Raw genomic sequence first — 12,978 nt, 5'->3', positions numbered from 1 at the left:
TGTGGCAACCTTCGCCCCGAGCCGACCGAGCCGGCAGGCGAGACTCAAAGCACCTAAACCGCCGGAGGCCGCGCGGTTGGACACTCCCTCCCCCTTTCCGCGCCCCTTGCCAGGCTGGGGCATAGTGTGCTATAATATTTAAAGCAACACCGCAGAAATTCTGCTTGGCAAATGTTAGTTTGCCTGCGCGTCCTTTATGTACTCTGACGAAAAAAATTTTTGCTGCGATATGCAGCCTAGAATTACGCGGTATTGCCTTAAAACTTGTTGCTATATTTCCCGCCTGGAGGAAGCTTTTGAAACTCCAGGCAGAAAGGGGGTGGCCTGTGAAGGGCTGGATAAAAAGCGTCCTGGGGGCGGCGGTGCTGTGCCTGGGGTTTTCCGGATGCTCGTTTGCGGGGTTCTCCACCCAGAACCTGATGTCGCCCCCCAAGGTGAACGCGGATCAGCAGAGCATTTACAAGGTGCTCCAGGGTGCCCAGCAGGATGTGACGTTTATTTACCCCCGCAGCGGACAGTACCGATCCGCCATCATTATGGAGGATTTTACCGGGGACGGGGTGGAGGATGCCATTGGCTTCCACCTGCTGGAGGATAACGGCACAAACGGGGTGGAGGTGCAGTTCCTGACAAAGAGCGGCGGGGAATGGGCGGCTGTTTCTGCCTTTACCAACAACGCAACCCAGGTGGACAGGGTGTGCTTTGGCAGCCTGAAAGGCGGCGGGAAAAGCGTGCTTATCGGCTGGGGCAGCACTGCCGGCGATACGGGCCGCACCGCCACTGTAAACGCATACCTCTTTGAGGACGGAGAGATGCGGGAATACACCTTGGGGCGGTATGGCGAGATGACCCTGACGGATTTTGACGGGGACGGGGCAAGCGAGGTGTTTACCATTGACAAATACCTGCCCGCCCCGGAGGAGGGGGCGGAAGCCTCCCCTGCCCGGGCCAGGGTGTATGCCTTTAACCAGGGAAAGCCGGAGGAGATGGCTTCGGCCCCGGCAGACAATGCCATTGCCTCCTATTCCTCTATGATTTTCGGGCAGCTTACAGAGGAGCAGCAGGGGGTAGTGGTAGACGGGGCCACGGCGGACGGCAGCATGACCACCCAGATATTTGTGATGGAAGAGGACAGGCTGCGCAATTACCCGGCAGGGGTGAACACAGAGAATTACCTGAACCCTTACGCACGGCCTTCTGCGGCGGCTTTCACCTCCCGGGACATTAACGGAGACGGCATGCTGGAGATGCCTGCCGTCACCCGCTTGCCCGGCCTGCCGGAGGACGCGGTGCCGGACACCACCAGTTATCTGGTGGAGTGGGATGCCTTCCGGGAAGGAGGTCACAGGCGCACCGTCCTGTATGCCATGATGAATGTGCGGGAAAACTACTGGTTCCAGGTGCCGTACCGGTTCAGGCGGGAGCTTTCCGCCTCTAACGATCCGGTCCGGCGCACAGTCACCTACACTCAGCTTATTGGGGCGCAGGACGGCACCCCGCTTCTGGGCACAGCCCTGTTCACCATCCGGGTGTTCAGCCAGTCTGCCTGGGAGAGCAGGGGGGAGGGAAGCGGCTATGAGATGCTCTGCTCCCAAAATGATTCCGTTTATGGCATTCAGGTGCTGACAAAGGATGAATTCCTCCTGCGGTGCATTGATCAGGTGAAAGAAAGCTTTCAGATGATAACGGTGTAATGCCGGAAAGAGATAAATCATGGGGAGGACTGCAGCATGAAAAAAATCCTGGTGGCCGAGGACGAGCAGAACATTCGGGAATTTGTGGTGATAAACCTGGAGCGGGCAGGCTACCGGGCCTATGAGGCGGAAAACGGGGATCAGGCCCTAGCTCTTTATGATCAGGAAAACGGCGCTTTCGATATTGCGGTGCTGGACATTATGATGCCCGGGGAGCATGACGGCCTGGCAGTGTGCAAGGAACTGCGCCGCCGCAACAGCTCTATTGGCATTATCCTTTTAAGCGCCAAAACTCAGGAGATGGACAAGGTAAGCGGCCTGATGATGGGGGCGGATGACTATGTGACAAAGCCTTTTTCCCCTTCCGAGCTGGTGGCCCGGGTGGACGCGGTATACCGCAGGGTAGCCTTGGCGGCGGAAAACCGGGAGGGCGCCCTGCGGGACGAGCTGCATTCCGGGGAGTTCTCCCTGAACCTGCGCAACCGTTCCTTCATGAAAAACGGCGTGCCCATTGAGCTTACTCAGGTGGAATTTCAGATTATGGAATACTTTTTCTCAAACTCCGGCACAGCCCTGAACCGGGGGGATATCCTCCGGCACGTGTGGGGGCCAAGCTATGTGGGGGAGGAAAAGATTGTGGATGTGAACATCCGCCGCCTGCGCATGAAGGTGGAGGACGAGCCATCAAGCCCTAAGCATATTGTAACAGTGTGGGGCCTGGGCTACCGCTGGGACGTGTAATGCAATAGACCTCTTGCGAAAATAAAAATAGTGCGATAAAATAGAGGCATGAAATACGAAAAGCTAGCGGAATATTCAAACACAAAATTTCGGAGAATTACCGGGGTAAAGCGGGCAACATTTGACAAGATGGTAGAAATTCTGCAAAAAGGATATGCGGAAAAGCACCGGCGCCGTGGGAGAACGCCAAAGCTGAGCATAGAGGATCTGCTGTTGGCCACCCTGGAGTATCTGCGGGAATACCGTACCTATGCCCATATAGCGGCCAGCTATGGAATAGCGGAAAGCGCCGCTGAAAAGTGATGCCGAGTATGAGGTGATTCTGGTTGACGCAACGGAATCGCCCATTGAACGACCTAAAAAAGCAAAAGCGATACTATTCCGGAAAGAAAAAGCGGCACACACTGAAACCACAGATGCTTGTCAGCTTTCAAACCGGAGAAATCATTGCACTGGCATTTTCTAACGGAAAGAGGCATGATTTTCAACTATTCAAGGATTCCTATGTCCATGTCAAGGCAGAAACGGTGTTGGAGGCGGATACAGGATACCAGGGAATTGGCCAGATACACGCCAATTCTCTCCTGCCGAAAAAGCGTTCCAAGAATTATCCGTTGTCCAAACAAGAACGCAAAGATAACCGCAAGATTTCAAGGGAACGTATCTTGGTTGAACACGCCATCCGCTTTGTCAAAAGGTTTCGCATTCTCTCTGAACGCTATCGCAACCGCAGGCATCGTTTCGCATTTCGCTTTTCTTTGATTGCTGGTATCTGCGATTTTGACCGCTTTGCCTAATTTCGCAGGAGGTCTGTTGTTTATTAGGGCTTGTTTGAAAAATCGTAAACACCGTCTTTTTGCCCATAAGCGGTTATCTTCTGCGTCAAAAATTCTTGTCAACCGACAGGTTGGACTTGCGGTTTTTTCCGGAAATCTGACCACCTCTGACCAAAAATTCGTCATTCCCTCTATTTTCAAACAAGCCCTAGACTGAAGGTTTTTACTATGGCATATAAGATACTCATTGTTGATGATGAAAAAATGCTGACTGAATTATTATCAAGCCACTTGCAGGACTGTGGATATGAGACTTTTGTAGCGGAAGATGCGGAGCAGGCAATATCAATGCTGAGTATATATCCAGATTTAATTTTGCTTGACATCAATATGCCCGAAATGGACGGATTGGAGCTATGCAAGATTATCCGTAATAATGTCACCTGCCCTATTTTGTTTTTGACAGCTCGCATTACAGAACAGGATAAGGTAAACGGTTTGCAGGTCGGCGGCGATGACTACATAACCAAGCCTTTTAGTTTACAAGAATTGACCGCAAGGGTGGCGGCTCACCTGCGGAGGGACGAGAGAAGCAAGTGTACTCCTAAAATCGTATCTTCACAAGGCTTAATTGCAAATCTTGCTGAACGCAAAATTTTTTATGGAGAAAGGTCGCTGAACTTATCAAATCGTGAATTTGATATTGTCGAGTTTCTGATGAGTAACGCTAACCAGATATTTGATAAAGAACGGATATACGAAGCCGTATGGGGCTTTAATGCTGAGGGCGACAGCAATGTTATAAAAGAGCATATCCGAAAAATCAGAAATAAACTGGCTGAAGCTACGGGGAAGGAATATATAGAAACAGTTTGGGGGATGGGATATAGATGGAAAAAATGAAGAAAGCAAAATCTATTAAAAGTGCATTTATCTGGACGGTTGCCATTACAATGATAATTGTTTTTACATCCTCTGTTTTAACAATTTATATCTGTTACCGTGTGCAGAAGAATATCCTCCCCGACTCACAGGAAATTTGGCTGCATACACAGACTATTATGGCAGATGGGACGGTATCTGAGGCAAAGCAAAGATTGATACTTGATGAACCTTCTAAAGTGTCTATACTTACCCCCGCTAAATCGGAAGAAGAAAAGTTAGGGGATACAGAATTTACAATAGAGAGAATAGAATCCAGCTTCTCCACACTCCGCCCGAAACAAAAGTTACTATATAGGGCAATAAGCATTTCTATGGTAGGGCTTCCTTTTATCTATTCAGTTATAGGAATCATACTATGTGCATGGTGGTTTTATAGGCAAAAGCTATCGCCGCCAATTCAGATTCTTGCAGATGCAACAAAGCATATAAAAGGGCAAGACCTTGATTTTACAATTGCTTATAACAGTAACGATGAATTAGGCAGGCTCTGCACAGCTTTTGAAGAAATGCGGCAAGCTTTGTATGATAACAACCGACAGCTATGGAATATGATTGAGCAGCGGAAAATTTTACAGGCATCAGTGGCACATGACCTCAGAAATCCGATTGCGATTATAGAGGGCTATGTTGAATATATGCAGCAATGCTTTACAAATGGAAGTCTGAATGATGAGAAATTGCAGCATACACTATCCAACCTTGCGATAACCTCGAAACGACTTGAGCGTTATACAGATTATATTCGTGATTTGAATACCATTGAAGAAACCGAAACAAAGTATTCTGTCGTTCAGTTACCAGATTTTTTGAAAAATGCTACAGATAGCCTTTCACTTATTGCAGGACAGCATAGCTTGGAGATGGAATATCATTCTACTGTATCCGAATGTCAAGTAAAATTAGATGAGCAAATATTTTACCGTATTGTTGAGAATATCTTTTCTAATGCCATTCGGTATGCTAATAGCAAAGTGAGTTTCCTATACACATTTATTGATGATGTACTTACTATAACCATTACAGACGACGGCAAAGGATTTTCAAAGGCAATGCTCCGCAAAAAGAATACCTTTCTTTATTCTGAGGATAAAACGGGTGAACATATGGGATTGGGATTGGCTACAAGCCGTGTTCTTAGCCAGAAACACGGCGGATGTTTAGAACTTTCAAATGTTACTCCGAGTGGAGCTTCTGTAACAATTAAACTTGCAGTCAACAAAGTAGAGTGATATTTTTATTGGAGTAAAAAGTGATTGATAAAGGAGAACAATATGAGAAAAACAATTTTATTTGTAATTTTGCAGCAATATGCAGATTGGGAAGCTGCTTACATTTCATCTGCAATTTCTATGTTAGGGCAAGACAACTATGAGATAAAAACAGTATCTTTATCAAAAGATTACGTTCAATCAATCGGTGGATTTAAGGTGTTGCCAGACTATGATGTTGCATCTGTTCCGAATGATTATGAAGCTCTTATTCTAATTGGTGGGATGACGTGGAGAAGCGAAAATACACAACCAATGAAGGTACTGGCAAAGGATTGCTTTCAAAGGGGAAAATTGTTATGCGGAATCTGTGACGCTTCTGCATTTTTGGGTACAGCAGGTATATTGAACCATGTTGCTCATACAAGTAATGACTTGAATGATTTGAAACAATGGGCAGAAACGAATTACACTGGAGAAACAAATTATATTGCGAAGCAGGCAGTTTGTGATAAAAATGTGATAACGGCTAATGGAACGGCACCTTTAGAATTTGCAAAAGAGATTTTGCTTGCATTACATATAACTGATGAAAAAACAATCGCTGATTGGTATAACTTTCACAAATTAGGCTTCTATATCGCTCCAATGCCTAAAATGTAACTTCCAGTTTATCCGTCAAATCCCTTTAGAACCCTGATATGTCAAGGCATCCCACAGGTTAAATGTTCAAACCTTATGTAGTTTCCCTTGTTTTTGCCCTTATGGGCTGAAACAAGGGAAACTTTTTCACTCCCCGCAGACTACCTTATCCAGCAGTCGGGCGGAGGTACGCTTGGCCTCCCTTGTGGCGTGGGCGTAAATGTTCATCGTGGTACTGACATCGGCGTGGCCCAGCAGCTCCTGCACGTCTTTGGGAGCCGCCCCGTTGGACAGGAGGTTGCTGGTGAACGTGTGCCTGAGCATATGGAAATGGAAGTCCTCCAGCCCCGGCACTTTCTTCTTTGCCTGACGGCACATGATACCTACCGTCCCCGGCGTTTCAATGGCCCCGTCAGGCCGGAGGCAGACAAAAGAGAGTTCCCGATACCTCTCTGGCACCTCCGCCGTCCTGGGCAGGGTGTAGACCTCGTAATAGGCCCTGTCTTTCTCCCTGACCTCCGTGCAGTAGTTCAGGCTGTAAAGCTCCCCATAGCGCAGGCGGTTCCCAATCTGCTCCTTTTTGGCCCTCCGCAGGATCGCCGCCAGCGTGTCGCAGAAGTCCACGGTGCGGACTTTCTTCCGCTTGGTGGCCCCGATCTCCGTCCTGTGCCTCGCCCCGTTGTAACGGATGCTCCGCCGCACCGTGAGGTACTGCTCGTCCAGATTGATGTCCTGCCAAGTGAGGGCGCAGACCTCCCCAATGCGAAGCCCGGTGTAGTAGGCGATCTGGATGGGCAGCAGAGCCGGGTTATCTTTCTTTTTCAGAAAGTTCTCCAACGCCTGGAACTGTTCATGGGTGAGGGTGGGCACAGCCGGGGCGTCCCCGTCCTCCTGGGAGAACAACTCGTATTCCTCTTTCTTCCCCCGCCAGACCACATACTGCATGGGGTTGAAGCTGATGAGCCGCTTGGGGAACACCGCAAAGCGGAACGCCCCTTGCAGGACTGCTGAATACTGCCGTAAGTACCCTTTACTCAGCGCCTTTGCCGCTGTCCCGTCCGGGTTTGTCCCGCCGAAGCTGAGCAGGTCGATGTAGGCTTGCAGATGGTCGGGGGTGACGCTTTTCAGCTTGCGATTTCCGATGGGGTGCTGCTTGATACGGTTGACCGTCCCCTGATAGGCCATCACGGTGCCGTTGCTGAGATTTCCGGGCTTCAGTTCTTCTTCCACCCACATATCCAATAGCTGTCCCACGGTGGTGTTTTCAGACTTTGCCACGAATTTTCTTGCCTCGTAGTCCTCCATCGCACGGCGGAGCAGGGCCTCCGTCTCGGATTTACTCTCCGTCCCGGCGAACTCCCGCTGTACCTGCCGCCCGCTCTCGTCCTCAATATAGAAACGATAGTACCACTTTTTGCCCTTTTTGCGTACAGAACCTTTTGCCATAGATGAAATGCTCCTTTCTATCCGTGGCAATCGGGCCTGTGACGTATGATGTGCGTTCCATCATTTCTGCCGGGTTTTCCCGGCATATTATGTTGTCAAGGTGCCACGGAATCATTGGCGGCGTTCAGCCGCACCTGGGCCTCATGCAGGATGTTATACAGGTAAACTGTATCTACCCTGGTGCGCCCTTTGTCGAAGATATGTAACAGCCCGTCCAGGAACCGCTTCATATCCTCGATAGGAGCCTCCATCTCCCGGCGATAGACCGGCACGATGATGTCGTCAACGTGGATGGTGTATTGCTGAATAGATTTTTTGAGGGCTTCATCCCCAGCCAGCCGGTCGATTTCGTTCAGCGTCCTGCCGTAGTGCTGGGCGGTGATAGAGAACAGGTCGATCAGCAGGCAAAGTGTGGACGTGAGGAACCGCCGCTGGACTTCCGGCTGTACTGTCCTGCTTACAGCGTCCAAGAAGCTGTTCAGATGGTCTAAAACCTCTCCCTCGCAGATGGTTCGGCCATCCTCATCTTTGATTTCCTTTTCCTCGGACAGGCCCGTGAGCCATTCCGGGGTGGTTTGCAGGGCGTCCGCTAAGCCGTTGATAATCATGCTGCGGTTGGGATTGACCCCATCCGTTTCGTACCGCTGGATGGTGGACTTGTTGACCCCCACCCGCCGTCCAAGCTCCGGCATAGAGATACCGATTTCATTCCTGCGCTCTTTGATACGTTTGCCGACCTCTTTTGGAGTGAGCATTTCTGCGTTATCCAAGAAGTTCACCTCCTATCGAGTGTGAGTATAACACAATCAGGTCTGAATTGCAACCCTATATTTCATATATTTTCAAAAATATTTTTTGAAGCACCTTAAAGCGAGTTGACAAACAGCGGCGGTTTGAGTATAATGACGGAGTTGCAGTTGCAAAACAGGCTCAATAGAAAGGAGCGTGCAGAATGAGCGCAGTTAAAATGGGGCTGACCATCGAGGAAGCTGCCGAGTGTACGGGCATTGGGCGGAACACCATGCGGAAGCTGGTGGAATGGGGCAAGCTGCCGGTGCTGAAGGTGGGCCGGAAGGCCATCATCCGGCGGGACACGCTGGAGCGGTTCATGGCCGTCAACCAGGGGCGGAACCTGCTCCGGGAGGGCGACGTCCGCCGGGTCGAGTGACGTACTTTGGGCGTGTCCTCCCAAAATTCACCGGTTGAAAAGAGCAGCCGGGGCGGCGGGGACGCACTTGCAAAATGCGTTGGGTCGGAAGTGGTACAGTCTTAGCAAGCAACGTATTGTGCTATCACAATACAGCTTGACAGGGGTTCCACCCCTATGACCCTGGAGAAAGGAGAATCCATGCGAAGCAGAACGAACCAAATCATCATCCGTCTGTCCGACGAGGAGCTGGCCGACCTCAACGAAAAGGTCAGCAGGGTAAGAGGTTCCCGTGAGCGGTTTATCCGTCAGTGTATCAGCGGCGCTGCCATCAGGGAGGCCCCCTCCGTTGACGTGCCGAAGCTGATTTATGAAGTCCGCAGGGTTGGGGCCAGCCTCAATCGTATCCTCATCATTGCCAACGCCAAGGGTCTGCTGGAAGTGCCGGAACTCCGCAAGGCGATGGAGCGGAACCGGGAATTGGAAGTACGTATCGTGGATGCCTACACGAAAGACTGACGGCAAGAAGCACCGCACAGCCATTAGGCCATGCGGTGCATACATAGGTAGTTAAGATGCTTTTGCCGCAAATCCGATAGAAATACTGCCTGTTACATTTCCTAAAACGCCGTCTGTGGCTCGGAGGAACAATTTATATGTTCCAGGTTTTACCGGCGGCTTAACAGTGAAACTTGCAGTACATTCCAGTGTTTCATCTTCCTGACGCAAATTCTTCACAGAATAATAGATCGTGTTCAAATGGGTATCCCCGGGTTTGACAAAGCCAACCTGCAAGCCATTCCCTGTTTCCGCTGAAACGTCATACCAAATCCTGTCCCCATCGGACAGTGTGTATTCTCCCAGCCATACAATCTCCCCATTGGCCATTGTTTCCAGGTTGACAGGAAGAACCTGGGGATGCCAAATCCTGCCCCCGGCTGTTTCCTGCCAGTCATCATCGTCATCGTCCATATCCTCCAGCAGTTCCGTCACCTCCGCTTCGGTCATATAAGCGACGCCCGTGATTTTGTTGTTTATATTGCGGACAATTTTGATATTAACTGTCCCTTTTGGGTTCATATTCAACGTGTAAACGGACTGGTTGGGCCGGATGTCCAAAAAGATGTTGACAAGCTGGCCTCGGTAGTAATAGTCCTTGCCGTTCATTGTAACGCCCGCCGCTCGGTATTCCGCCGCCTGCGCTTCGGCCCATTCTTTCTCCTGTTTCTCTTTCAACTCGTCAAATTCCTCGCCTCGGTTTAGCTTATTATAGAGCATGGATTGAAACGCCCAGTTTCCATCTTCCAAAGCCCTGCCCAACCAAAGTTCCAGTTCCGCTTCGTCCATACAGTCCGTTAAAGTGGAGAAAAACGCCATTTCTTCATCGGTATATGCCTTTTCTGCAAAGTCGGCAAGCAGAGGAGAATTTGAGTCAAGTCCGCGCACAGCAACAGAGAAGAAAGCGAAATCGCTCTCGGCATAGAGCTTTTCAAGCCATGTCCTTTGAGCATTTTCGTCCAGCCGGGAGAAAGTGATTTCAAACAGAGGCAAACTGTCGGCTTTATAATACCGCTCTATCTCTGAAGAATTATCCTCAATGCTCACGGCTGCTTCTTTGGGATAGACAAAATTATCATAGGAACGGCTCCCTTGCCCAATCGCAAGGACTGCTCCAACCGACTTATTAGCGGCATTTTTTCCCGCACTCGCGATGTCATAGTCCCGCAGGGTAATGTTGTAAATATGTGCATTTTTCGCAACCCCAAACAGTCCTATGATCTTTGCGTCCGGGTCGGTCATGGTGAGGCCCGTAATCTCAAAGCCATTGCCGTTATAGGTTCCTGTAAAAGGGTCATCCCATGTTCCGATGGGAACCCAGTCACCTGCGGACAAGGAAATATCCGCTTGCTGCATATAATTCAGGTTCATGCCGTACTTGCCTGTGCCAATCGCTCTGAGTTGGGCTTCATTATAAACTAAATAATAGGATGTTCCCTTAAAATCCAATGTTTCCATTTCTGACGAATTGTCTGCTGTTTGCGAATTATCAAACAGCGGCGGTACGGATTTTTCTGTATTTATCGAATTTGGCACATCCGCAGCGGCGGCAGTAGGATAAATCCCGACGAAAGCTGCACTAAAAACAATACATAACGTCAGCATACCAGTCAAAAGCTGAATTGCTTTTGATTTTTTCTTAAATTTCATAATCGCACCTAACCTTTCTTTTAGCAGTTCTTTATTTTCGCTTAAAGTAACGGCGCCAAGATTTTCCTTGTATCTCCCAACTGCGACCATAGCGTCAAGTAAGGTTTTCCCATAGTCTTGCGCGTTGCTGCTCCCCATTTTGGCAAGAACGGCTTCATCACAGGAAAATTCACACGCCTTTGTAATTTCCCGGCTCATAAGATGAACCAACGGATTAAACCAATGTAGGCAGACGGTAATTTGAACCAGCCATTTATAGAACATATCCCGCCGTTTGTAGTGCGTCAACTCATGCAGGACGATATAGCGAAAATCCTTTTCGGGAATGTCTGCGCTGGGCAGTACAACACATGGATGGAAAAATCCAATCAGCAGCGGGGATGAAACCAGCGGATTGACACATAATTCAATGGGCTTTTTGATACCTAATTGCTCCGCGACAATAGAAAGTTCGTTTAACCGCTGAATGTCAGAAACCGGGGTTAATCCAGCCTTGATATATCGTACAAAGCCCTGATAGATTGTTATTTTTCGTATCAGAAAACCCAGCGCGGCCACCAGCCACACCAGCCAGATATGATTGATTAACAACACTCCAATATCTTGAAATTGGTGGGCAGTCGTTATATCATCAGCAGGACTATTCACAGGTTCATTGTGTTGCTCCGCCCCAACAGCGGGGGCAAGATTGTATCCCGGAGCATTTTGCTGCGGCGGTAAAGGAACGGTCTGGGATATTGCCTGATCGACAGCCTGATATGCTTTTCCCATCAGGCTTACTTCCGGCCCGAACGGGAGCAACAGCCGTAAAAGAACAATCAGCCAAATGTAATATTGCCATTGTCGGCTGATTTTATCTTTCAAAAACCGTTTTCCCAAAAGCAGAGCCAAGATAAGCAAGCTGCCGGAAAAGGACATAGACAGGAATATTTTCAAAGCTGCGTTCATTGTTGCCCTCTTCCTTTCTCCAGTAGCCGTTTCAATTCCTCATATTCCCCGTCTGCCAGCAGATCGCCCAAAATCAGATTGGAAACCAGACCTTTTACGCTCCCCTCATAAATCTTATCCAGAAAATGTTTCGTCTGCGTTGTCTGGTATTCTGTTTCCGAAACGAGCGTGGTATATTCGTTGCGGCGGCCAATTTTCTTAGCGCTCAAAAAGCCCTTATTCATCAGCCTCGACAAAAGTACAATCAGGGTATTCTTCTGACACGGCTTGCCCCTGGCCGCCAGCCCATCCATGATATAGGGGAACAGCGTCACCTCCTCCGGGTTCCCCCATACGATTTTCATAATTTCCAGTTCGGCATCGGATAATTGCTGCACCATACATTCACCCTCCCATGATGTATAACAAACCGTTGACAGCAAAAATATAACACAGTGTTGTCCTTTCTGTCAAGACCATTTTGCAAAAAAGCGCCGTGGCAAATGAGAATATCAAATTGGCAAAAATGACGGCGAGGCATTGCCCCGCCGCCACTTTGCTTTATGAGTATATGATTTCCGTGTTTACAATTTCCGTCGCACTTGCTCGGATGTTGTTCATCATACCGACCCAGGCCATTTGGTCGGTAGATTTCAGCGCCTCGGTGATACCCTGGGCCTGGGCCATCTGCTGGACGATTAGGTTCATCATTTCCTGTGCCTGCTGGTCAATGTCTGCAAGGTAGCCGTCCAGCTTGCCGCTCAACAGCAAGGCGTTATACAGGGCTGGACGGTGTTCTTTGAGATACTGCTTGTGCCGCTGACCCCACACGCCGACCGACTGTTTTTCTTCAGCGGGTACAGCCAGACAGGGGAAATAGTAGTCGCCAACGAGTTCATACCATAGGCTGTTATTCTCGTTAAAAATGTACTTGTCCATAGTGAAATCCTCCGCTATAATATATTCGCACATACGTCACAGTTCTCCGATTGCCACACACTGTTATATCCTGTTGCGAGGTTTTCTTGCCCTTGCTTTTGCCCTTATGAATAGTCAGGGTAAGGGTAAACTTGTGTGGAAGCGAATAAAGGGATAAGGCGAACACACTGTGAAAAATCCTTTGTTTTCAAGGCTTTTGGAGGATTTTATTGAAAACCCACGGTGAGCAATAGACGCTCATAAAATCGTGGTATTCAAATTCCCATTTATCGAGCAACATAAATACATAAAGAGTAAGACACATA

12 protein-coding genes and 1 pseudogene are annotated in these 12,978 nt (G+C 49.0%); 8 read left to right on the top strand and 5 right to left on the bottom strand.

Annotated elements, in window-relative coordinates:
• Window positions 1–326 precede the first annotated feature (326 nt).
• From VSQ30_RS10350 to VSQ30_RS10325, 6 genes and pseudogenes are all read left to right on the top strand, one after another.
• Window positions 327–1,694, top strand: a complete 1,368-nt coding sequence (locus VSQ30_RS10350; RefSeq protein WP_160643198.1) for a hypothetical protein — start codon at window positions 327–329, stop codon at window positions 1,692–1,694.
• A gap of 36 nt (window positions 1,695–1,730) precedes the next feature.
• Window positions 1,731–2,435: a response regulator transcription factor gene (locus VSQ30_RS10345; protein ID WP_160643197.1), complete on the top strand. Its 705-nt coding sequence runs from the start codon at window positions 1,731–1,733 to the stop codon at window positions 2,433–2,435.
• 48 nt (window positions 2,436–2,483) lie between these two features.
• Window positions 2,484–3,232 (top strand): annotated as a pseudogene (locus tag VSQ30_RS10340) (transposase).
• A gap of 207 nt (window positions 3,233–3,439) precedes the next feature.
• Window positions 3,440–4,114, top strand: coding sequence for a response regulator transcription factor (locus tag VSQ30_RS10335; protein ID WP_334463907.1), 675 nt, complete (start codon window positions 3,440–3,442; stop codon window positions 4,112–4,114).
• Window positions 4,102–5,385: a HAMP domain-containing sensor histidine kinase gene (locus tag VSQ30_RS10330; protein ID WP_334463906.1), complete on the top strand. Its 1,284-nt coding sequence runs from the start codon at window positions 4,102–4,104 to the stop codon at window positions 5,383–5,385. Before VSQ30_RS10335 ends, VSQ30_RS10330 begins: the two co-directional genes overlap by 13 nt.
• A gap of 42 nt (window positions 5,386–5,427) precedes the next feature.
• On the top strand, window positions 5,428–6,027 hold the full coding sequence (locus tag VSQ30_RS10325; RefSeq protein WP_334463905.1) for a type 1 glutamine amidotransferase family protein: 600 nt from the start codon (window positions 5,428–5,430) through the stop codon (window positions 6,025–6,027).
• A gap of 126 nt (window positions 6,028–6,153) precedes the next feature.
• On the opposite strand, the gene VSQ30_RS10320 is transcribed toward VSQ30_RS10325, so the two are convergent.
• Together VSQ30_RS10320 and VSQ30_RS10315 are read right to left on the bottom strand one after the other, a co-directional pair.
• Window positions 6,154–7,452, bottom strand: coding sequence for a tyrosine-type recombinase/integrase (locus VSQ30_RS10320; RefSeq protein ID WP_334463904.1), 1,299 nt, complete (start codon window positions 7,450–7,452; stop codon window positions 6,154–6,156).
• Window positions 7,453–7,547: 95 nt separating this feature from the next.
• Complete coding sequence (locus VSQ30_RS10315; RefSeq protein WP_502876232.1) at window positions 7,548–8,231, bottom strand: helix-turn-helix domain-containing protein; 684 nt, start codon at window positions 8,229–8,231, stop codon at window positions 7,548–7,550.
• 173 nt (window positions 8,232–8,404) lie between these two features.
• Between VSQ30_RS10315 and VSQ30_RS10310 the strand changes: the two genes are divergently transcribed.
• Together VSQ30_RS10310 and VSQ30_RS10305 are read left to right on the top strand one after the other, a co-directional pair.
• On the top strand, window positions 8,405–8,620 hold the full coding sequence (locus VSQ30_RS10310) for a helix-turn-helix domain-containing protein (protein ID WP_334463902.1): 216 nt from the start codon (window positions 8,405–8,407) through the stop codon (window positions 8,618–8,620).
• Between the two features lie 156 nt (window positions 8,621–8,776).
• Window positions 8,777–9,118: a plasmid mobilization protein gene (locus VSQ30_RS10305; protein ID WP_334463901.1), complete on the top strand. Its 342-nt coding sequence runs from the start codon at window positions 8,777–8,779 to the stop codon at window positions 9,116–9,118.
• Window positions 9,119–9,169: 51 nt separating this feature from the next.
• On the opposite strand, the gene VSQ30_RS10300 is transcribed toward VSQ30_RS10305, so the two are convergent.
• The 3 genes from VSQ30_RS10300 to VSQ30_RS10290 form a co-directional block, all read right to left on the bottom strand.
• The gene (locus tag VSQ30_RS10300) at window positions 9,170–11,755 is read right to left on the bottom strand and encodes a M56 family metallopeptidase (RefSeq protein WP_334463900.1); all 2,586 of its coding nucleotides are present in this window, start codon (window positions 11,753–11,755) and stop codon (window positions 9,170–9,172) included.
• Window positions 11,752–12,135: a BlaI/MecI/CopY family transcriptional regulator gene (locus VSQ30_RS10295; RefSeq protein ID WP_334463899.1), complete on the bottom strand. Its 384-nt coding sequence runs from the start codon at window positions 12,133–12,135 to the stop codon at window positions 11,752–11,754. The genes VSQ30_RS10300 and VSQ30_RS10295 overlap by 4 nt, the downstream gene beginning before the upstream one ends.
• 160 nt (window positions 12,136–12,295) lie before the next feature.
• Window positions 12,296–12,673 (bottom strand): TnpV protein, encoded by a 378-nt coding sequence (locus tag VSQ30_RS10290; RefSeq protein WP_334463898.1) that lies wholly within the window; start codon window positions 12,671–12,673, stop codon window positions 12,296–12,298.
• Between the last annotated feature and the right edge of the window lie 305 nt (window positions 12,674–12,978).

Origin of the sequence: Acutalibacter sp. JLR.KK004 (assembly GCF_036941085.1) — a bacterium.
In the GTDB taxonomy this organism is placed as follows: domain Bacteria; phylum Bacillota; class Clostridia; order Oscillospirales; family Acutalibacteraceae; genus Acutalibacter.
This window is presented reverse-complemented; position numbering and strand designations above follow the sequence as displayed.

What these genes read in the sequence shown, in the direction of transcription:
- VSQ30_RS10345 (WP_160643197.1), top strand. Translation starts at nt 1,731, where the DNA reads ATGAAAAAAATCCTGGTGGCCGAGGACGAGCAGAACATTCGGGAATTT.
- VSQ30_RS10335 (WP_334463907.1), top strand. Translation starts at nt 3,440, where the DNA reads ATGGCATATAAGATACTCATTGTTGATGATGAAAAAATGCTGACTGAA.
- VSQ30_RS10330 (WP_334463906.1), top strand. Translation starts at nt 4,102, where the DNA reads ATGGAAAAAATGAAGAAAGCAAAATCTATTAAAAGTGCATTTATCTGG.
- VSQ30_RS10325 (WP_334463905.1), top strand. Translation starts at nt 5,428, where the DNA reads ATGAGAAAAACAATTTTATTTGTAATTTTGCAGCAATATGCAGATTGG.
- VSQ30_RS10320 (WP_334463904.1), bottom strand. Translation starts at nt 7,452, where the DNA reads ATGGCAAAAGGTTCTGTACGCAAAAAGGGCAAAAAGTGGTACTATCGT.
- VSQ30_RS10310 (WP_334463902.1), top strand. Translation starts at nt 8,405, where the DNA reads ATGAGCGCAGTTAAAATGGGGCTGACCATCGAGGAAGCTGCCGAGTGT.
- VSQ30_RS10305 (WP_334463901.1), top strand. Translation starts at nt 8,777, where the DNA reads ATGACCCTGGAGAAAGGAGAATCCATGCGAAGCAGAACGAACCAAATC.
- VSQ30_RS10300 (WP_334463900.1), bottom strand. Translation starts at nt 11,755, where the DNA reads ATGAACGCAGCTTTGAAAATATTCCTGTCTATGTCCTTTTCCGGCAGC.
- VSQ30_RS10295 (WP_334463899.1), bottom strand. Translation starts at nt 12,135, where the DNA reads ATGGTGCAGCAATTATCCGATGCCGAACTGGAAATTATGAAAATCGTA.
- VSQ30_RS10290 (WP_334463898.1), bottom strand. Translation starts at nt 12,673, where the DNA reads ATGGACAAGTACATTTTTAACGAGAATAACAGCCTATGGTATGAACTC.